At 71.4% G+C, this 18682-nt stretch carries 17 protein-coding genes; 8 read left to right on the plus strand and 9 right to left on the minus strand.

Annotated elements, in window-relative coordinates:
• Positions 1-107: 107 nt before the first annotated feature.
• Positions 108-734: a Spy/CpxP family protein refolding chaperone gene (locus ACFQUV_RS12305; protein WP_378394935.1), complete on the minus strand. Its 627-nt coding sequence runs from the start codon at positions 732-734 to the stop codon at positions 108-110.
• 252 nt (positions 735-986) lie between these two features.
• On the opposite strand from ACFQUV_RS12305, the gene ACFQUV_RS12310 reads away from it, so the two are divergent.
• The 3 genes from ACFQUV_RS12310 (at position 987) to ACFQUV_RS12320 (ending at position 4314) form a co-directional block, all read left to right on the plus strand.
• Positions 987-1661, plus strand: coding sequence for a shikimate kinase (locus tag ACFQUV_RS12310; protein WP_111388615.1), 675 nt, complete (start codon positions 987-989; stop codon positions 1659-1661).
• On the plus strand, positions 1661-2788 hold the full coding sequence (gene aroB, locus ACFQUV_RS12315; protein WP_111388616.1) for a 3-dehydroquinate synthase: 1128 nt from the start codon (positions 1661-1663) through the stop codon (positions 2786-2788). Before ACFQUV_RS12310 ends, aroB begins: the two co-directional genes overlap by 1 nt.
• A 233-nt stretch (positions 2789-3021) precedes the next feature.
• On the plus strand, positions 3022-4314 hold the full coding sequence (locus tag ACFQUV_RS12320) for an HlyC/CorC family transporter (protein ID WP_129607418.1): 1293 nt from the start codon (positions 3022-3024) through the stop codon (positions 4312-4314).
• Between the two features lie 400 nt (positions 4315-4714).
• Here ACFQUV_RS12320 and ACFQUV_RS12325 read toward each other — a convergent pair whose 3' ends face one another.
• A complete protein-coding gene (locus ACFQUV_RS12325) occupies positions 4715-4984 on the minus strand; it encodes a BolA family transcriptional regulator (protein WP_129607419.1) in 270 nt (89 codons plus the stop codon).
• A gap of 117 nt (positions 4985-5101) precedes the next feature.
• On the opposite strand from ACFQUV_RS12325, the gene ACFQUV_RS12330 reads away from it, so the two are divergent.
• Both ACFQUV_RS12330 and cobS read left to right on the plus strand, forming a co-directional pair.
• Positions 5102-5728, plus strand: a complete 627-nt coding sequence (locus ACFQUV_RS12330) for a J domain-containing protein (RefSeq protein WP_129607420.1) — start codon at positions 5102-5104, stop codon at positions 5726-5728.
• Between the two features lie 189 nt (positions 5729-5917).
• The gene (gene cobS / locus ACFQUV_RS12335; RefSeq protein ID WP_129607421.1) at positions 5918-6904 is read left to right on the plus strand and encodes a cobaltochelatase subunit CobS; all 987 of its coding nucleotides are present in this window, start codon (positions 5918-5920) and stop codon (positions 6902-6904) included.
• Between the two features lie 21 nt (positions 6905-6925).
• On the opposite strand, the gene ACFQUV_RS12340 is transcribed toward cobS, so the two are convergent.
• The gene (locus ACFQUV_RS12340) at positions 6926-7177 is read right to left on the minus strand and encodes a hypothetical protein (protein ID WP_129607422.1); all 252 of its coding nucleotides are present in this window, start codon (positions 7175-7177) and stop codon (positions 6926-6928) included.
• A 65-nt stretch (positions 7178-7242) separates the two neighbouring features.
• On the opposite strand from ACFQUV_RS12340, the gene cobT reads away from it, so the two are divergent.
• Positions 7243-9138 carry a cobaltochelatase subunit CobT gene (gene cobT, locus ACFQUV_RS12345; RefSeq protein WP_129607423.1) on the plus strand — a complete coding sequence of 632 codons (1896 nt, stop codon included), beginning with the start codon at positions 7243-7245 and terminating at the stop codon, positions 9136-9138.
• Entirely contained in the window at positions 9135-10220 is a 1086-nt protein-coding gene (locus tag ACFQUV_RS12350) for an esterase-like activity of phytase family protein (protein WP_244601428.1), read from the plus strand. Before cobT ends, ACFQUV_RS12350 begins: the two co-directional genes overlap by 4 nt.
• Here ACFQUV_RS12350 and ACFQUV_RS12355 read toward each other — a convergent pair.
• From ACFQUV_RS12355 to ACFQUV_RS12380, 6 genes are all read right to left on the minus strand, one after another.
• Complete coding sequence (locus ACFQUV_RS12355; protein ID WP_129607424.1) at positions 10201-10689, minus strand: PACE efflux transporter; 489 nt, start codon at positions 10687-10689, stop codon at positions 10201-10203. The genes ACFQUV_RS12350 and ACFQUV_RS12355 overlap by 20 nt on opposite strands.
• A gap of 228 nt (positions 10690-10917) precedes the next feature.
• Positions 10918-11733: a CarD family transcriptional regulator gene (locus ACFQUV_RS12360; RefSeq protein ID WP_371851652.1), complete on the minus strand. Its 816-nt coding sequence runs from the start codon at positions 11731-11733 to the stop codon at positions 10918-10920.
• A gap of 306 nt (positions 11734-12039) precedes the next feature.
• Complete coding sequence (gene fdxA / locus ACFQUV_RS12365; RefSeq protein WP_129607426.1) at positions 12040-12375, minus strand: ferredoxin FdxA; 336 nt, start codon at positions 12373-12375, stop codon at positions 12040-12042.
• A gap of 181 nt (positions 12376-12556) precedes the next feature.
• On the minus strand, positions 12557-12946 hold the full coding sequence (locus tag ACFQUV_RS12370) for an RNA-binding S4 domain-containing protein (RefSeq protein WP_129607428.1): 390 nt from the start codon (positions 12944-12946) through the stop codon (positions 12557-12559).
• Positions 12943-16488 carry a helicase-related protein gene (locus ACFQUV_RS12375; RefSeq protein WP_129607430.1) on the minus strand — a complete coding sequence of 1182 codons (3546 nt, stop codon included), beginning with the start codon at positions 16486-16488 and terminating at the stop codon, positions 12943-12945. The genes ACFQUV_RS12370 and ACFQUV_RS12375 overlap by 4 nt, the downstream gene beginning before the upstream one ends.
• Positions 16489-17036: 548 nt before the next feature.
• The gene (locus tag ACFQUV_RS12380; RefSeq protein WP_244601429.1) at positions 17037-17981 is read right to left on the minus strand and encodes a DUF3108 domain-containing protein; all 945 of its coding nucleotides are present in this window, start codon (positions 17979-17981) and stop codon (positions 17037-17039) included.
• A 345-nt stretch (positions 17982-18326) separates the two neighbouring features.
• Here ACFQUV_RS12380 and rpmB point away from each other — a divergent pair, with 345 nt between their 5' ends.
• Complete coding sequence (gene rpmB / locus ACFQUV_RS12385) at positions 18327-18626, plus strand: 50S ribosomal protein L28 (protein WP_129607432.1); 300 nt, start codon at positions 18327-18329, stop codon at positions 18624-18626.
• Positions 18627-18682: the final 56 nt, after the last annotated feature.

Raw genomic sequence — 18682 nt, forward strand, 5'->3', positions numbered from 1 at the left:
GTGGAACGGCGACGCTCGGGCGCGCGGGCGGGCGGGGAATGGGGGGCGAGAGCCCGGCTCGTCACGCCGTCGCGCGCTCAGCCGCGCCAGCGCGCGGTCAGCCGCGGTCAGCCGCGCCAGAACCCGCGCATCAGGCCGAAGCTCGACATGCGATCCTCCAGCTTGCGGCGCTGCTCGGGGGTGAGCACCTCGGCGGCGTCGCCGAGCGCCTGGGCGACCCGCTTGCTGGTGGCGTCGGCGAGCGCCATCTGCTCGGCCCGCAGCTTCTCGATGCCGGCGCGGTCGACCGTCTGGGCGAGCAGCAGGTCACGCGCCTGGCCGCGGGCGGCGCGCATCTTCTCGCGCACCGGCAGCACGTCTTTGACGGCGGCGCGGACGATGGTGCGCAGCTTCTCCTGCTGCTCGGTCGAGGCGTCGAGCTCGACCGCGAGATGGCGGACCATGCGGTCGGCGCGCTGCTCGGCCTGGGCCGGATCGAAGGCGCCGCGACTGAACGGGCCGCCGCCCCAGCCCATCATGCCGTGCGGCCCGAAGCCGCCGCCGGCCTGGCCGAAGGGCTGGCTGAAGCTCGGCCCGAATCCCGGCCCCTGGCCGAACGAGGTGGTGGCGAAGGCGCCGAGGCCGACGGCGCCGGCGAGGAGCGCGGCGGCGACCGCATAGGGGGCGAGGCGGCGCCGGCGCGGGGCGGCGGAGGCGGCGTCCGCGGAGGTCTGCGGGGCGGGCTGGTGGGTCATGGCGGTGTCTCCTGTCTTGCGAACCGAAGCGGTTCGGCCGATCGGCCATGACGACACTCTCGGGGACCCCGGTTTCGCCCGCTTCTCCCCCGGGTAAAGTTGTGTAAAGCCGGCGGCCGGCCGACCGGCCCCGATCGCAGGCCCCGCCGGTGACGGCTCCGCCTGCCGCTGGCCGCCATGGACAGGCGCAGCAGGGGATTGTATCGAGCGAACAATCCTCGAACGAACGGCACGAACGGACGGCCCGACCGCATGACCGACCCCGCCCTGCGCTCTCCTGCCGAGCCGTCGCCGCTGGCGCTCGCCGTCGCCCGCGCGCTCGGCGGGCGCTCGCTGGTGCTGGTCGGCATGATGGGGGCCGGCAAGTCCTCGGTCGGCCGCCGGCTCGCCGGTCGCATGGGGCTGCCCTTCGTCGACGCCGACAACGAGATCGAGGCGGCCGCCGGCATGTCGATCCCGGACATCTTCGCCGAGCACGGCGAGCCCTATTTCCGCGCCGGCGAGGCGCGGGTCATCACCCGGCTGCTCGCCGACGGGCCGCGCGTGCTGGCGACCGGCGGCGGCGCCTTCATGAACCCGGGCACCCGCGCCATGATCGCGTCGCGCGGCCTCTCGGTCTGGCTCGCCGCCGATCTCGACGTGCTGATGCGGCGCATCCGCCGGCGCGCCGACCGGCCGCTGTTGCAGACCGACGATCCGGAAGCGACGCTGGCCAAGCTGATCGCGGAACGCTATCCGGTCTACGCCGAGGCGGACCTGACGGTGCAGTCGCGCGACGTGCCCCACGACGTGATCGTCGAGGAGATCGTCGCGACGCTGGCGGACCGGCTTGGCGTGGCGCCGCCATCCGGCCCGGTGGCGGCGCGATCGGCCGTCCCACCCGCGACGCCCGCACCGGACCGCCCGACCGAGAAGGGACCCGCATGATGAACGCTCCGACTCGACCGGGCGAGCCCACCGTGGTCGCCGTCGCGCTCGGCGAGCGCGCCTACGACATCGTCATCGGGCGCGGCCTCGCGGCCTCGCTGGGCGCCCGCCTCGCCGCCCTCAAGCCGGGCGCCAAGGCGGCGATCGTGTGCGACGTCACCGTGGCGGCGCTGCATCTCGGCGCCGTCGAGACGGCCCTCAAGGCCGCCGGCATTCCCTGCACCCGCGTCATCGTGGCGGCCGGCGAGGGCTCCAAGAGCTTCGCTACCCTGGAGCGCGTCTGCGACGAGATCCTGGCCGCCAAGATCGAGCGCGGCGACCTCGTGGTGGCGCTCGGCGGCGGCGTCGTCGGCGACCTCGCCGGCTTCGCGGCGGCGATCACCCGGCGCGGCCTCGACTACGTGCAGGTGCCGACCACCCTGCTGGCCCAGGTCGACTCCTCGGTCGGCGGCAAGACCGCGATCAACTCGCGGCTCGGCAAGAACCTGGTCGGCGCCTTCCACCAGCCGATCCTGGTGGTGGCCGACACGGCGCTGCTCGACACCCTGTCCAAGCGCGAGTTCCGCGCCGGCTATGCCGAGGTGGTGAAATACGGCCTGCTCGGCGATGCCGGCTTCTTCGCCTGGCTGGAGGCCAACGCCCCCGAGCTGTTCGCCGGCGGTGCCGCCCGCGAGCACGCCATCGCGACCTGCTGCCGGATGAAGGCCGCGATCGTCGCCCGCGACGAGCGCGAGACCGGCGACCGGGCGCTGCTCAATCTCGGCCACACCTTCGGGCATGCGTTCGAGGCCGCCGCCGGCTTCTCGGCCAAGCTTCTGCACGGCGAGGCGGTGTCGCTCGGCATGGTGCTGGCGTTCCGCTTCTCGGCCCGCCTCGGCCTGATCGCCAAGACCGAAGTGGAGCGGGTCGAGCGCCACCTGACCGAGATGGGCCTGCCGACCCGGGTCGCCGACGTGCCGTTCCGCTGGCCCGACGCCGACCGGATGATGGACCTGATGGCGCAGGACAAGAAGGTCAGCCGCGGCCGTCTCACCTTCATCCTGGTGCGCGGCATCGGGCAGGCGTTCGTCACCCGCGACGTCGATGCGAACGACGTGCGCGCCTTCGTGGCGTCGCAGCTGGCGTGAGCCGGTCGGCACGGCACCGGCGCGCCCTCGCCCCGCACAGCGGGGAGAGGGTGGCTCGCCTCGAAGAGGCGAGACGGGCGAGGGGCAACGGCGCTTCGGCTCGAGCCGCGACGCCCCCTCACCCGGAGCCCGCGCCTTGAGGCGCGGACTCCGACCTCTCCCCGCTCACGGGGAGAGGTCGGGTTGCGTCGTGCGACCGTCCGGTCGCACGCGCTTTCACGCGAGACCCCGCCATGGACCTGACCGACTGGCTGATCGTCGCCGCCGTCCTGCTCTGCCTGGTGGCCTCGTTTCTCTTCTCCGGCAGCGAGACGGCACTGACCGCCTCGTCGCGCGCCGCCATGCTGCGCCTCGCCCGCGACGGCAATCCGCGTGCCGCCCTCGTGGCCGAGCTGCTGGCCTCGCGCGAGCGGCTGCTGGGCGCACTGCTGATCGGCAACAACGTCGTCAACATCGCCGCCTCGTCGATGGCGACGGGCCTGCTGCTCGCCTGGTTCGGCGAGGTCGGCGTCATCTACGCCACGCTGATCATGACGGTGCTGGTGGTGGTGTTCTGCGAGGTGCTGCCGAAGACGGCGGCGTTCGACAGCCCGGACCGCATCGCTCTCGCGGTGGCGCGGCCGATCGCCACGGCGGTCCGCCTGCTCGGCCCGGTGCTGTGGGCGGTCAGCACGCTGGTGCGCTGGCTGCTCGCCCGCACCGGGATCGTGATCGGCGAGAGCGCCCCGATCCTGACACCGCACGAGGCGCTGCGCGGCGCCGTCGATCTCCTGCACCGCGAAGGCGGCGTCGAGAAGCACGACCGCGACATGCTGGGCGGCCTGCTCGACTTGCGCGAGCTGACCGTCGCCGACGTGATGATCCACCGCACCGACGTCATCATGGCGAACGCCGCCGATCCGCCCGCCGCGATCATCGAGGCGGTGCTGGCCGGCCCGAAGACTCGCGTGCCGCTGTGGCAGGGCTCGCCCCAGAACATCGTCGGCGTCCTCCACGTCAAGGACGTGCTGCGGGCGCTGCACGCCAGCGACGGCGACTTCTCCCGCATCGACGTGCTCGGGCTGGCGCGACCGGCCTGGTTCGTCCCCGAGATCCGGCCGCTGTCCGAGCAGCTCAAGGCGTTCCGCCGGCGCAAGAGCCACTTCGCGCTGGTCGTCGACGAGTACGGCGAGATGATGGGCCTGGTCACCCTGGAGGACATCCTGGAGGAGATCGTCGGCGACATCGCCGACGAGCACGACATCGACGTCCCCGGCGTGCGGCTCCAGCCGGACGGCTCCGTCAATGTCGACGGCGGCGTGCCGATCCGCGACCTCAACCGCGCCATGGACTGGAACCTACCGGACGGCGACGCCACCACCATCGCGGGCCTGGTGATCCACGAGGCGCGCTCGATCCCCGAGCCGGGACAGAGCTTCACGTTCCACGGCTTCCGCTTCCATGTGCTGCGCCGCGAGCGCAACCGCATCACGGCGCTGCGCATCGCGCCGCTCTCCCGCCGCGGTGCCCTGGTGCGGGTGGGCTGACTCTTCATCTCTCCCCGCCAGGCGGGGAGAGATCGGAGTCCGCGCGTCGGCGCGGGCTCCGGGTGAGGGGGCGCCTCCGTATCTACGAGAGGCCCCCTCACCCCGACCCTCTCCCCGCACGCGGGGAGAGGGAGCACAGGCGCCATGCCGCACGGTGTAGCCTGGATCGAGCGAAGCGAGATCCAGGGCGATTCCGCGGCGGCCACTGCCCCCATAGGGGTACTCTCCCGGGTTTCGCTACGCTCAACCCGGGCTACGGTGCTCTTCACCTCTCCCCGCTGCGCGGGGAGAGGTCGGAGTCCGCGCGTCAGCGCGGGCTCCGGGTGAGGGGGCGCCTTCGCATCTACGAGAGGCCCCCTCACCCCGACCCTCTCCCCGCTGCGCGGGGAGAGGGAGAAGATCAGCCTTCCCCCGGCGCCGCCGCCTCGATGGCGAGCGCGTGGACACCGCCAGCGATCTCGGCGGCGAGCGCCTGGTTGATCAGCCGGTGGCGATCGAGCCGGCTGCGGCCGCGAAACGCTTCCGCAACGATGCGCACGCGAAAATGCGTCTGGCCGCCGGGCCGCGCCCCGGCATGGCCCTCGTGGCGGTCGGACTCGTCGATCACCTCCAGGTGCGCCGGCGCGAAGGCGGCCGAGAGCTTTTCCGTCATGATATCGCGAACCAGCATGGCTCATCCTATGTTAGCGCGTGTCGCCGTCCCGTCCGCCGCCCCCGCGTCGGCGAGCATATCGGTCGCGCCCTGTCAATCTTGCCGGGGTGCCGATGCCGTCCATAATGGCCCGTTATGAAGTTCGACTCACCCCTGTTCGACCGCATTCGCGTCAAGCCCGAGCGCGACCGCCGGCCCGTCACCGGCCCGGCCTGCGAGTGGCCGGGGTGCGCCGCGGCCGGCACCCACCGGGCCCCCAAGGGGCGCACCCAGGCGCGCCAATATTGGCGCTTCTGCCTGGACCACGTCCGCGACTACAATCAGAACTACGATTTCTTCGCCGGGATGCCCGACAGCGCCGTCGCCGAGTTCCAGAAGGACGCCCTCACCGGGCACCGCCCGACCTGGAAGCTCGGCCTCGGCACCCACCCGCGGGCCCGCCGGTTCCGGGCCGACGGCGTGTTCGATGCCGGGCCGGGCGATCCGTTCGATGTCCTGCGCGAGTTCGGCACCGGCGCGCGTCCCGACGCCGCCCAGGCCCAGGCCGAGCAGGAGCGCCGCACGGTGCGCAACGCCGAGCGCAAGGCGCTCGCCACGCTGGGCCTCGACCCGGGCGTGAGCCGGACCGAAATCAAGAACCGCTTCAAGGAGCTGGTGAAGCGCCACCACCCCGACGCCAACGGCGGCGACCGCGCCTCGGAGGACAAGCTCCGCGAGATCCTCGAAGCCTACAACTATCTCAAGTCGACCGGGCTGTGCTGAGCGCAAGCGGCGCACCCACCGCGCGGCCGCTGCGGTTTCGACGGAACTCCCCCATATGACGGGCGTATTTCCGAAGGGCCGGGCCCGCGAGACGGCTTCCGCGCCGCGCGGGCCGTCTGCTAGAACTACCGTCGGTCACCACGACGCCGCCGACGCCGCATGCCCGCCCCCGACGGGCCAGGAGGAGCAATGACTGCCGCAACAGACGCCGTGGCCGGGCTGCCCGACATGAAGGTGTCGGTCCGTCAGGTCTTCGGGATCGATTCCGACATGGAGGTCCCGGCCTTCTCGGAGCCGGACGAGCATGTCCCCGAGATCGACGCCGACTACCGCTTCGACCGCCCGACCACGCTCGCCATCCTGGCCGGCTTCGCCAAGAACCGCCGTGTCATGGTCACGGGATATCACGGCACCGGCAAGTCGACCCATATCGAGCAGGTGGCGGCGCGCCTCAACTGGCCCTGCGTGCGGGTGAACCTCGACAGCCACATCAGCCGCATCGACCTGATCGGCAAGGACGCCATCGTGATCCACGAGGGCCAGCAGGTCACCGAGTTCCGTGACGGCATCCTGCCGTGGGCGCTCCAGCACAATGTCGCGCTGTGCTTCGACGAGTACGACGCCGGCCGTCCCGACGTGATGTTCGTGATCCAGCGGGTGCTCGAGGTCTCGGGCCGGCTGACGCTGCTCGACCAGAACAAGGTCATCAAGCCGCATCCGTCGTTCCGGCTGTTCGCCACCGCCAACACCATCGGGCTCGGCGACACCTCCGGGCTCTATCACGGCACCCAGCAGATCAACCAGGGCCAGATGGACCGCTGGTCGATCGTCACCACGCTGAACTACCTGCCGCACGACAACGAGGTCGAGATCGTGCTGGCCAAGGCCAAGCACTATCGCAACGAGAAGGGCCGCGACATCGTCGGCAAGATGGTGCGGGTGGCGGACCTGACCCGCAACGCCTTCATGAACGGCGACCTCTCCACCGTGATGAGCCCGCGCACGGTCATCACCTGGGCCGAGAACGCCGACATCTTCAAGGATATCGGCTTCTCGTTCCGGGTCACCTTCCTGAACAAGTGCGACGAGCTGGAGCGGCCGCTGGTGGCGGAGTTCTACCAGCGCTGCTTCGGGCAGGAGCTGCCCGAGTCGACCGTCAACGTGGCGCTGAGCTGAGGCGCCATGGGCCGGTGCATGTCAGCCGCGCCGTTCGAGAGCCGACAGACGACGCTCGATCTGGGCGAGACGATCTTCGACCTCGGCGGCCGCGTAGCGGCCGAGCACGCCCTCTCCGACGACCGCCTGACGCTGGCGGTCGAGCCGCTCGGTGAGGTCGGCGTGGTTGTGATCGACTTTGCTGTCGAGACGCTGGACTCTCGTATCGAGCGACCCGATCGCTTCGCGAATCTCCCGGAGCAGGTGGAGCGTGTGGTTCTCGGGTTCGGTCATGGGTCCGTCTCGCGCGCAGTGGTTGTAAGATAAGCTTGCTCGACGGCGAAATAAAGAACCCGCACATGGCGTCGAACCACAAAGGCAAGCCCGGCAAGGAAGCCCCGAACGAGCCGTTCAAGCGGGCGGTCGGCGTCTGCCTGCGGGCGATCGCCCGCAAGCCCGATCTCGAGGTGCAATACGCGGCCGACCGGCCGGGCGCCGCCGGCAACAAGGCGCGGCTGCCGGAGCCGCCCCGCAAGTTCTCGCCCGAGGACGCCGCCATCGTGCGCGGCCATGCCGATGCCATCGCGCTGCGCCTCGCCTGTCACGACAACCTCGTGCACCGCAAGCTGATGCCGGGCGGCCAGCAGGCCCGCGCCGTGTTCGAGGCCATCGAGCAGGCCCGCGTCGAGGCGATCGGCGCCCGCCGCATGCTCGGCGTCGCCCGCAATCTCGGCGCCATGCTGGACGACCGCTACCATCGCGGCCGCTACGACGAGATCACCGACCGTGCCGATGCGCCGCTGGAGGACGCCCTCGCCATGATGGTGCGCGAGCGCCTGACCGGCGCGCCGCCGCCGGCCGCAGCCCGCAAGCTGGTCGACCTGTGGCGCCCCGTCATCGAGCAGAAGGCCGGGCCGGATCTCGACAAGCTCGGCCGCTTCCTGGAGGACCAGCGCCGCTTCGGCGACGTCGTCCACGACCTGCTCGAAGCGCTCGACATGGGCGACGAGCGCGGCCGTGCCGACGAGGAGGACGACGCCGAGCAGAAGCAGGACGACGGCCAGCAGGACGACCAGGGCCAGGACGGCCAGGCGGCCGAGTCGGAGGAGATGGAGCGCTCGACCGTCGAGGAGGCCGATGCGTCCGCCGACGAGCTGCCGGACAGCTCCACCGAGGCGCTCGACGCACCCTCCGCCGACATGCCCGAGGACGCCGAGGACGGCAACCCGGAGACCGCCGCCGAGCCGTGGCGGATGCGCAACCGGCCGAACGAGCCGCGCGGCCCGTCCTACAAGCCGTTCACCACCCGGTTCGACGAGGTGATGGGGGCCGAGGAGCTGTGCGAGTCGGAGGAGCTGGAGCGCCTGCGCGGCTATCTCGACAAGCAGCTCGCCCACCTTCAGGGCGTGGTGGCGCGCCTCGCCAACCGGCTCCAGCGCCGGCTGATGGCGCAGCAGAACCGCTCCTGGGAGTTCGACCTGGAGGAAGGGCTGCTCGATCCGGCGCGCCTCACCCGCATCGTCGTCGATCCGCTGCATCCGCTGTCGTTCAAGCACGAGAAGGACACCAACTTCCGCGACACGGTGGTGACCCTGCTGATCGACAATTCGGGATCGATGCGCGGCCGCCCCATCACGGTGGCGGCGACCTGCGCCGACATCCTGGCCCGCACGCTGGAGCGCTGCGGCGTCAAGGTCGAGATTCTCGGCTTCACCACCCGGGCCTGGAAGGGCGGGCAGGCGCGCGAGGGATGGCTCGCCGCCGGCAAGCCGGCCAATCCGGGCCGCCTCAACGATCTCCGCCACATCGTCTACAAGTCGGCCGACGCGCCGTGGCGGCGCGCCCGGCGCAATCTCGGCCTGATGATGCGCGAGGGCCTGCTGAAGGAGAACATCGACGGCGAGGCGCTGGACTGGGCGCACAAGCGCCTGCTCGGCCGACCCGAGCAGCGCAAGATCCTGATGATGATCTCGGACGGCGCGCCGGTCGACGACTCCACCCTGTCGGTCAACTCGGGTAATTACCTCGAACGGCATCTGCGCTTCGTCATCGAGGAGATCGAGCAGCGCTCGCCGGTCGAGCTGATCGCCATCGGCATCGGCCACGACGTGACCCGCTACTACCGCCGCGCCGTCACCATCGTGGACGCCGAGGAGCTCGGCGGCGTGATGACCGACAAGCTCGCCGAGCTGTTCGACGAGCGGGCCGTGGCCCAGGAGCGACGCAACCGCACCAAGCGGCGGCTGCATTCGTGAGCGGGCGCCGACGCGCCGCCCTGGTGCGTGGCGTGGGAGCGCGCGGGCTGACCGTCGTCGGCGTGCTGGCCGTCCTGCTCGGCGGCGGCGCCCTCACCCCGGCGGGCCGGGCCGAGCCCGACCCGGCGGTGTTCAGCCGGGCGTCGCTCGGCGACCAGGGCGAGCCGATCACCATCGAGGCGCGACCCTTCACGGCGTTCGAGCCCGCTCGCCCCGACCGGCTTCGCTTCGGCCGCCTGCACTTCCGCGGCGGCCTGGAGCTGACCTCCCGCCATAAGGCGTTCGGCGGCATCTCGGGCCTGGTGATGCTCGATGCCGCTCGCTTCGTCGCCGTCACCGACAAGGCCGACTGGCTGACCGGCCGCATCGTCTACGACGGCAGCCGCCCGGTCGGCGTCGCCGATGCGGCGATCGCCCCGATGCTGGGGCCGGACGGCCGCACCCTGGCGGCGCGCGGCTGGTACGACACCGAGTCGCTCGCCCGCGACCAGGGCACGCTCTATGTCGGCATCGAGCGCGTCCACCGGATCGTCCGCTTCGACTTCGGCCGCGACGGCATGGCGGCGCGGGCGAAGCCGCTGCCGTGGCCGGCCGGCCTGCAGGGCATTCCCAGCAACCGCGGCGTCGAGGCGCTGGTGTTCGTGCCGAAGCCGTTCCGGCTCGCCGGCACCCTGATCGCCATCACCGAACGGGCGCTCGACGGCGCCGGCGACATCCGCGCCGCCCTGATCGGCGGTCCGCAGCCCGGCCTGTTCACGATCCGCCGCCACGACGGCTTCGACATCAGCGACGCCGCCCTGCTGCCGGACGGCGACCTCCTGCTGGTGGAGCGCCGCTTCACCTGGACCACCGGGGTCGCGATGCGGCTGCGGCGGATTCCGCAGGCCGCGATCATGCCCGGCGCGGTGGTGGACGGGCCGGAGCTGGTCGGCGCCGACATGGGCTTCCAGATCGACAACATGGAGGCGGTGGGGGTGCATCCGACGGCGGCCGGCGAGACCGTCCTGACCCTGGTGTCGGACGACAACTTCTCGTTCCTGCAACGCACCGTCTTGTTGCAGTTCACGCTGGCGGACGAGTAGCCGAGCCGCTCGGCTCCTCGGTCCGCGTCCGCGTGGCGGGCGGCCCCTCCCCGCGCGCCGAGGCCGGCAGGCCGAACACCCGGTCGAACACCCAGGTGAACACGAAGGTGTAGACCAGGAAGAAGACGATCAGGCCGAAGTCGTAGACGAACGCCTCCCACAGCGAGACGTCGAGCTGCCAGGCGATCAGCGGCACCAGCACCACGACCAGGCCGCCCTCGAAGCCGATGGCGTGTGCCACCCGCCGCCCAGGGGTGCGGCCGCGCACCCGCCGTGTCGCCTCCCAGCGTTCGAACATCGCGTTGAACACGAAAGCCCAGCCGATCGCGATCGCCGACGAGGCGACGGCGACGATGCCGCTGTCGAGCGCCGGCCGATCGGCGATCCACGCCAGGGCGGCGCTCACCACCACGATGGCGATCAGCTCGTAGAGGGTGACGTAGACGATGCGGCGAAGAAGGGGGGACATGACACCAGTGGACGAGCGGCCGGCCGGAGGCCCGATGGGTCGGGCGAGGGCCGCAAGGACAGCGCCTTCGGCGGCCGGCGGAGCGATGCCGGCGGTTGCGACAGGCACGCTGCGACGAGCACATTGCGACAAGAAAAAAAGCGCCGGCGGGGGCCGGCGCTCACATGACGATCCTCGCATGACGAGCCGAATGGTCGGTGAACCGCACCGACCGGCGGCCGGGACGGATCAGGCCGCCTCGGCCTCGGTGGCGTCGTCCTCGCCGGCCTTGCCGCCGCGACGCGGCCCCTTGGCGAGCGCCGCCTCGATCTCCTTCACGGCCTCGGTGTCGGTGATGCGCTGCACCGCCGAGATCTCGCGGGCGAGCCGATCGAGCGCCGCCTCGTAGAGCTGCCGCTCGCTGTACGACTGCTCCGGCTGGCTCTCCGAGCGATACAGGTCGCGCACCACCTCGGCGATGGCGACGATGTTGCCGGAGTTGATCTTGGCCTCGTACTCCTGCGCCCGGCGCGACCACATGGTGCGCTTGACGCGCGCGCGGCCCTTGAGGGTCTCCAGCGCCCGCTTGACGATCGGCGGCTCGGCGAGCTTGCGCATGCCGACGGCCCCGATCTTGGCGGTCGGCACCCGGAGAGTCATCTTATCCTTGACGAAATTGATGACGAACAATTCGAGCTTGTGGCCGGCGACTTCCTGTTCCTCGATCGCCGTGATCTGACCCACGCCGTGCGCCGGATACACGATGAACTCGTTGGTCTTGAAGCCTTGACGCTGGGTGGTCTTCTTGTTGGTCATTCCCTGAACTGCTCCTTCAACCTCCGGCGGCGTGCCGTGGTCTTCCACCCGGGGGCGGGCGGCTGGTTTGGCCGTGGCCTTGGCGGCCGCCTTGACGGCCGGCTTGGCCGGTCGGGTCGGTGGCTTCTCGGTCTTGGCCGGCTGCTTCGCGGCGGCGCTGCCGCGGCGGACGTGGGCGCGCGTCGTTTTCGACGTGGCGCGGCGGGCGGCCGCCGTGGTCTTGGCGGACGCCTTGGATGAGGTCTTCACGGTGTTCTTCGCGGTGCTCTTCTTGAGCTTCGCCTTTGGCCGAGTTTTGCCTGCCACTGTGATCGCGCGCCTTCCTCGCGGACAGACGCGCCTCCGTATGACGGTTCCTCAGGAACGCCCCGAAAAAATATGCTCCCGGGAGGGAGCGATCGGGACCGTGATCTCATGTGTGATGCTTATATATCACATCCGTGGCAAAAAACAAAGCCGTGCGGTGCGGCATTCGGCCATCACCACACGGAATGAACATTAAATTTTATTGACTTGGCGGCTATGGAACCCGCCGCCACAACCAACGCGAGAACGTCAGTCACCGCTCCCCGGATTGGGCGAGAAGTGCTGCATCTTGCCGGGCTTGCCGTCCCACTCCTTGGAGTCGGCGGGCGGATCGCGCTTCACCGTGATGTTGGGCCACGCCTTGGCGTGCTCGGCGTTGAGGGTCAGCCACTGCTCGAGGCCCGGCTCGGTGTCCGGCTTGATCGCCTCGGCGGGGCACTCGGGCTCGCACACGCCGCAATCGATGCACTCGTCGGGATGAATGACGAGCATGTTCTCGCCTTCATAAAAGCAGTCGACGGGACACACCTCGACGCAGTCCATGTACTTGCACTTAATGCAGTTTTCCGTAACGACGTAGGTCATGCTCGACTCCGGCCGGCCGATTGCGGCCCCGTTTCGGCCTGTGCCTAGCGCATCGCCAACGAGCACGCAAGCGACCCGCGACGACAACCGCCGAACCCCCGGGCTCCGCGCCGGTCGCCGACCGAAAGGCCGACCCGCCGGCCGTCCTGGCGGTTCCCGCGGGGTGGCCTGCCCCGCCGAATCACGGCTCGTCGTCGCGCAGCCGGTCGAGGCTGCGGCGGTCCCGCTTGGTGGGGCGGCCGGCGCCGGGATCGCGCTGCGGCCCACGGTCGACCGACGGCTCGGGGGTGGCGCCCGGCGGCGGCGCCTCCTCCTCGTAGAGCCCCACGGTCTCGTCGGCGGAGCCGCGGCGCTCGGCGAAGCCGGTCACGGTCAGCACCCGGACCCGGCGATCGAGCGCCACGGTGACGACGTCGCCGCGTCGCACGGCCCGGCTCGCCGCGTCGATGCGGACGCCGTTGACCCGGACGTGCCCGCCGGCCGCCAGCGCCGCCGCGGCGCTACGGGTGCGCACCACGCGAGCGTGCCACAGCCACTTGTCGATGCGCTGGCGGTCGGGCGCGTCCGTCAGCGTCCCTCCTTGGCGTTGGCCTCGAGCTGCGCCTTGAGGGCGGCCAGCTTGGCGAACGGCGAGTTCGGATCGGGCTGCTTGTCGCCGCGATCGGCGCGCTCGTCGCGGCTCTGGTAGATGCGGGGCGGCCGCTCGCCGCGGTCCGGCCGGTCACCGCGCCGGCCACCGTCGTGCCGCGGCCGGTCGGAGCGGTCCGGCCCGCCGTGACGATCCGGACCGCGCGGACGGCCGCGCTGGGCTTGGCGGTCACCCTGGCGGTCGCCCTCCTGGCGCTCGCCGCGATCACGACGGTCGCCGCGATCGGGGCGACGATCGCCGCGGTCGGGACGGTCGCCGCGCGCCTCGCGGTCGGGCGGGCTCGCCTCGGCGCCGCCGGCCGCCGTCGTCGCAGCGGCGGGCTGCTGGCCCTGGCCCTGACCCTGGCCGTGCGAGGCGCCCGCACGACGCCCCGGGGCGCCGCGGTGGTGACGCTTCGGCCCGCCACGGCGGTCCTCGGGCGGCCGACCGGGCCGCCAGATCTCGATGAACTGCGGCTCCTCGGGTGCGGCACTCGCCGTGGCCGGAGCCGCATCGGCCGTGCCCTCGGCCGGGGCCGCCTCGTCCGGAGCTGCCTCGGCCGGAGCCGCGTCGGCCGGAGCATTCGCCGCCTCGGCGCCGGCCTCGGGCGCATCGGCTCCGGTGGCGCCGTCATCGGCGGCGGCCGTATCGACCGCGACAGCCGTATCGGCCGCGTCGGACTCGACCCCGTGATCGGTGTCGGCGGCGGCGGACTCGGCCGGCAGCTCGGGCGCGAGAGGTGCGGCCTCGGGCTCCACCGGCGTCGCGGCGGCCTCCGCAGGCGTCGCGGCCGGCTCGGGAGCGTCAGCCTCGGCATCGAGCGCCGGGACCGTCTCGCCGGCGGTCTCGGCCGTCTCGGTCTCGGCCGTCTCGGTCCCCTCGGTCGACGCAGCAGAGGTCTCGGCGTCGGTGACCGCCGGCGCAACCTCCAACTCCGGCGCGCCCTCGGCGGCCGCCTCGGGCGCGTGTTCGGCGGCAGTCGTCGCAACCGCGGGGGCCGGCTCCGGTGCCGGCGGCTTCGGCCGCCGCTCCACCCGGTAGCCGAGCGCCTTGAGGATCGAGGCGAGGTCCTCGCCGGACGAGCCGGTCAGCGACGTCATCGCCTGGGTGACGACGAAGCCGGAGCCGTCGAAGGCGCCGGCCGGCTTCTCGCCGGAGGATTCGGGTCGCCAGCTCAGCGCCGGGCGGATCAGGTCGGCGAGCCGCTCCAGGATGTCGACCCGCACGGCCCGCTCGCCGCACACCCGATAGCCGATGGTGCGGTAGAGGGTGCGCGGCACCGCCTTGTCGACCGCGAAGGAGGTGCGGCCGGAGGCGGCGAGCCGCTGGAGATCGTCGAGCCCGGAGGTGTCGATGTCGCCGTGCTTGAGCGCCCACAGCTCGGCGGCGAGCGACCGCGGCGCCGGCTTGAGCAACGCCGGCACATAGACGTGATAGGCCCCGAAGCGGACGCCGTGCTTGCGCAGGGTGGCGCGCTGGGCCTGGTCGAGCCCCTTCAGCTCCTCGGCGATCTTGAACCGTTCGAGCACGCCGAGCGCCTCGACGAGTTGGAACGCGATGCCGCGACCGATGCCGGTGATGTCGTCGGCGGCGCCGAGCACGAACAGCGGCGCCAGCACGCGCTCGATATGGGTGCGGGTCCACAGGTCGAGCCGGGTCTGGACATGCTCCAGCGAGGCGCCGGTGAGATGCTCGTCGGCGAGGATCTTCACCCGCGGGCGCAGGATGTTGTCGCCGGCGAGCAGCTTGGCGACCGGCTCGCCCATCCAGCGGATGAAGCCGTTGGAAGCCAGCACGAACTGGGAATCGGGGGCGTGCGACAGCCGCGCCGCGCGGGCGTCGATCTCGCCCGCGAGCGCCTTCTGGGCGGCGGCCGAGACCGCCTTGCTGTCGGAGCCGCCGGCGGTCGCCTCCGGGGCGAAGCGGAATCCGTCGAGCCGACCGATGACGTGGCCTTCGACGACGACCTCGCCCGTCTTGGTGATCTCTGTTTCCAACATCGCGTTCTCTCGCAGACGTCGCATCAGCACGCTGGTGCGACGGTCGATGAATCGTTCGGCCAGCCGTTCGTGCAAGGCATCGGAGAGCTTGTCCTCGATGGCGTGCGTGACGCCTTGCCAATGCTCGGGATCGGCGAGCCAGTCCGGACGGTTGGCGACGAAGGTCCAGGTCCGGATATGGGCAATACGGGTGGACAGGGTATCGATGCCCCCCTCGGTGTGATCCGCGAGGGCGACCTGCCGGGCAAACCAATCGGTCGGTATCGTACCCTCGCGGCCGAGGAAACCAAAGAGGGTGACGACCATCTCGGCGTGGGCCGCCGGCGAGATCTTGCGATAGTCGGGGACCTGGCAGACGTCCCACAGGCGCGCGATGTCGGCCGGCCGGCGCGCGAGGTCACGCACGGCGCCGTCGCGCATCGCGTGCTCGAGCACCAGGATGTCCTCGGCGATCGGCGCCCGCGTCAGGCCCGGCAGGGTCGGGGTGGCGGCGAGCGACGCCGACAGCGCACCGAGCGACGCGAAGTCGAGATCGGTGTTGCGCCACTGCAAGACCTTGACGGACTCGAAGGCGTGGCTCTCCAGCGCCTGCACCAGCTCCTGCTCGAAGGGCGGGCAACGGCCGGTGGTGCCGAAGGTGCCGTCGCGGGTGGCGCGGCCGGCGCGGCCGGCGATCTGGCCGAACTCGGCCGGGTTCAGGCGGCGGTACTGGTAGCCGTCGAACTTGCGGTCGGACGCGAAGGCGACGTGATCGACGTCGAGATTGAGCCCCATGCCGATGGCATCGGTGGCGACCAGATAGTCGACGTCGCCCGACTGGTAGAGCGCCACCTGGGCGTTGCGGGTGCGGGGCGAGAGCGCGCCGAGCACCACGGCGGCGCCGCCGCGCTGGCGGCGGATCAGCTCGGCGATCGCGTACACCTCCTCGGCCGAGAAGGCCACGATGGCGGTGCGGCGCGGCTGACGCGACAGCTTCTTCTCGCCCGCGAAGGTGAGCTGCGACAGCCGCGGCCGGCTGATGGTGTTGGCGCCCGGCAGCAGCTTGTCGAGGATCGGCCGCATGGTGGCGGCGCCGAGCACCAGGGTCTCCTCGCGGCCGCGCCGGTTGAGGATGCGGTCGGTGAAGACGTGGCCGCGGTCGAGATCGGCGCCGAGCTGCACCTCGTCGATGGCCACGAAGGCGACATCGAGATCGCGCGGCATCGCCTCGACGGTCGACACCCAGTAGCGCGGGTGGGCCGGCTTGATCTTCTCCTCGCCGGTGATCAGCGCCACCGCGTCGGGGCCGACCCGGTCGACCACCTTGTTGTAGACCTCGCGCGCCAGCAGCCGCAGCGGCAAGCCGATGATCCCGGACGAATGACCGAGCATCCGCTCGATGGCGAGATGGGTCTTGCCGGTGTTGGTGGGACCGAGAACGGCGGTGACGCCGGCACCGCGGGCGCGGGCGTCACGAACGGTGGGGGACGAGAAGGTGATGGGCATCACGTGTCTGACAGCAGGCGTTGCGCCGCCTCAGGAGGCGAGGCGGAGGCGGCGATACGTCCGTCGGGCGACGGCGCGGGGCGACTTCAGGGGCGTCATGTCCGGGTCCGTTCCTGTCCGGCGACGCGCCTGGCACGCCGCGATCCCGCGGGATGTCGGTACCCCCGTGGGGGAAGGCTTCGTCGAGAGGAGCGCCGACATATCTCTCTTAGCCGCTTTCGCCGATGCACTAAAGCCCGGCTGCGGCGGTGCGGCACCCTGGCCCCGAACGGAGCCCCGAACCCGGCGTCCGCGGTGGCCCGGACACGGTGGAGCGGGCCGCGGGAGCAGGCCCGGCTGTCCCGTTTTGCGACGGTTGTGCGACACGCCGCTGAATCGCATTAAGCCCTTGGAACGACTCTCGAACGAATCGCGGCCGAATCACTGACTCGTCACCTGTCGGGATTCGTTCTCCCCCACATCTTCCGCCGGATCGCCGCGCGACCACCAGATGATGAATCGCCCTCGCCGCCGTCGCAGCGGCGACGTGCCGAAGCGTTAACGCCGGGTCAGGGAACGCGGACGCTGGTCGGGGTCGCGCGCGGCCCACCGCCGGCGCTGGAGACGAATTGGGTGGCCTGGAGAACGCCGAGGCCGAACGGGGTGGGCACCGAGATCTTGTAGGGCACCACCACGCGGGTGCCGGCGACCGGCGCCATCCACGCCTCGATCTCGCGCTGGCGGGTCAGATAGGTGATCGCCGGCCGGTCCGGAATGTAGCCGGCGATCGGCGTGAACTGCACGGCGCACACCGCCACCGGCCCCTCGTAGCCGCGCTCCGAACGCACCTGATCCATGCGCTTGAAGGCGAGCTGGAGATCGAAGCGCATGCGGCCGTCGAACACCGCCAGCGTGCGGTTGCAGGCTTCGGGCCCGACCGCCTGGCCGTTGCCGGGGACCCGCAGCAGCGCGGCGCTCATCGGGTCGATGACGCCGCGGCGATGCGCTTCCGTCACCGGCAGCCGCTCCGGCTGGGGCGGCGACGGCGGCTCCACCGAGATGTCCTTGACCACCCCGTTCTGAAGAACGATGCGCAACTCCTCGGACTTCTTCTCGGCCACCAGGCTCGACGCATAGGTGGAGGGCGACAGGTTGCCGTTGCGGACATGGCCGCGCGAGGCGCTGGAGCCCTGACCGCTGGCGAACAGCCGCACGATGCCGGAGGTGGTGCCGCTCGCAGCCGCCGTGTACTGGTCGTCGGCGATGTCGATCACCCAGGCGCCGCGGCCGATCGGAATGCCGGCGAGGGTCGCCACATAGCGGGCGTCGAGCTTGCCCTGGGCGGCGCAGGGCACCGGGACAGCGGCGAGGCCGAGCAGCAGGACGGCGGCCGCGGCGGCGATGGATCGAGGGCGAGACAGCAGCCGCACCGCGCCGGAGAGCGGCGGTGCCGAAGCGGCGTGAAGTACGCGATCGGTCAATACGCGATCTGACAGCACGCGGTCGGACAGCACGCGAATGGTCGGGTCCTCGCGAATGGTCGGGTCCTCGCGGGCGACGGTGACGATGGCGGCAGCCCCTTCTGTGTCGAGGCCGAATACGTCCTTTCTATGATGCGCCGGGGCGCGGGTGGCCGGCGAATCGGGCGCCGCGGGGCCGGCCGACGCGAGCCGTCGACCACCCGAGAACGCTGCCCGGAGACCCCCGAAAAGATTGACGCAAGGGCATGCCGGCGCGGACGCGCCTTGACGCTGCCGGCGGCTGTCTCTATAGGTCCGCGGTCCCGCTCAGCTCGCCTCGCGGTACTCGCACGCGCGCGCGTGAGGCAGAGGTATTTTCGAGAGATCATCGAGGTTTCCATGTCGCGACGATGCGAACTGACCGGAAAGGGGGCGCTCGTCGGCCACACGGTCAGCCACTCCAACATCAAGACCAAGCGCCGCTTCCTGCCCAACCTGGTGAACGTGACGTTGCAGTCGGAGGCGCTCGGCCGCAGCGTGCGGCTGCGCATCTCGGCCAACGCGCTCAAGAGCGTCGACCACCGTGGCGGTCTCGACGCCTTCCTGCTGAAGGCCCGGGACGGCGAGCTGTCGCCGCGGGCGCTGCTGCTGAAGCGGCAGGTCTCCAAGAAGGTCACAGCCGCGCCGGCCGCGAGCTGATCTTCGGTTCCGGCCCGCGCCGCGGTCGCGGCCGATCCGAGACAAGTCGATCCGAG

It is taken from the genome of Rhodoplanes sp. P11 (genome assembly GCF_964266735.1).
Classification (GTDB): domain Bacteria; phylum Pseudomonadota; class Alphaproteobacteria; order Rhizobiales; family Xanthobacteraceae; genus Rhodoplanes; species Rhodoplanes serenus.

Coding starts and splice junctions, on each gene's coding strand:
- ACFQUV_RS12330 (WP_129607420.1), top strand. CDS start 5,102: ATGAAGTTCGACTCACCCCTGTTCGACCGCATTCGCGTCAAGCCCGAG.
- cobT (WP_129607423.1), top strand. CDS start 7,243: ATGGCGTCGAACCACAAAGGCAAGCCCGGCAAGGAAGCCCCGAACGAG.
- cobS (WP_129607421.1), top strand. CDS start 5,918: ATGACTGCCGCAACAGACGCCGTGGCCGGGCTGCCCGACATGAAGGTG.
- ACFQUV_RS12340 (WP_129607422.1), bottom strand. CDS start 7,177: ATGACCGAACCCGAGAACCACACGCTCCACCTGCTCCGGGAGATTCGC.
- ACFQUV_RS12320 (WP_129607418.1), top strand. CDS start 3,022: ATGGACCTGACCGACTGGCTGATCGTCGCCGCCGTCCTGCTCTGCCTG.
- fdxA (WP_129607426.1), bottom strand. CDS start 12,375: ATGACCTACGTCGTTACGGAAAACTGCATTAAGTGCAAGTACATGGAC.
- aroB (WP_111388616.1), top strand. CDS start 1,661: ATGAACGCTCCGACTCGACCGGGCGAGCCCACCGTGGTCGCCGTCGCG.
- rpmB (WP_129607432.1), top strand. CDS start 18,327: ATGTCGCGACGATGCGAACTGACCGGAAAGGGGGCGCTCGTCGGCCAC.
- ACFQUV_RS12305 (WP_378394935.1), bottom strand. CDS start 734: ATGACCCACCAGCCCGCCCCGCAGACCTCCGCGGACGCCGCCTCCGCC.
- ACFQUV_RS12355 (WP_129607424.1), bottom strand. CDS start 10,689: ATGTCCCCCCTTCTTCGCCGCATCGTCTACGTCACCCTCTACGAGCTG.
- ACFQUV_RS12325 (WP_129607419.1), bottom strand. CDS start 4,984: ATGCTGGTTCGCGATATCATGACGGAAAAGCTCTCGGCCGCCTTCGCG.
- ACFQUV_RS12375 (WP_129607430.1), bottom strand. CDS start 16,488: ATGCCCATCACCTTCTCGTCCCCCACCGTTCGTGACGCCCGCGCCCGC.
- ACFQUV_RS12310 (WP_111388615.1), top strand. CDS start 987: ATGACCGACCCCGCCCTGCGCTCTCCTGCCGAGCCGTCGCCGCTGGCG.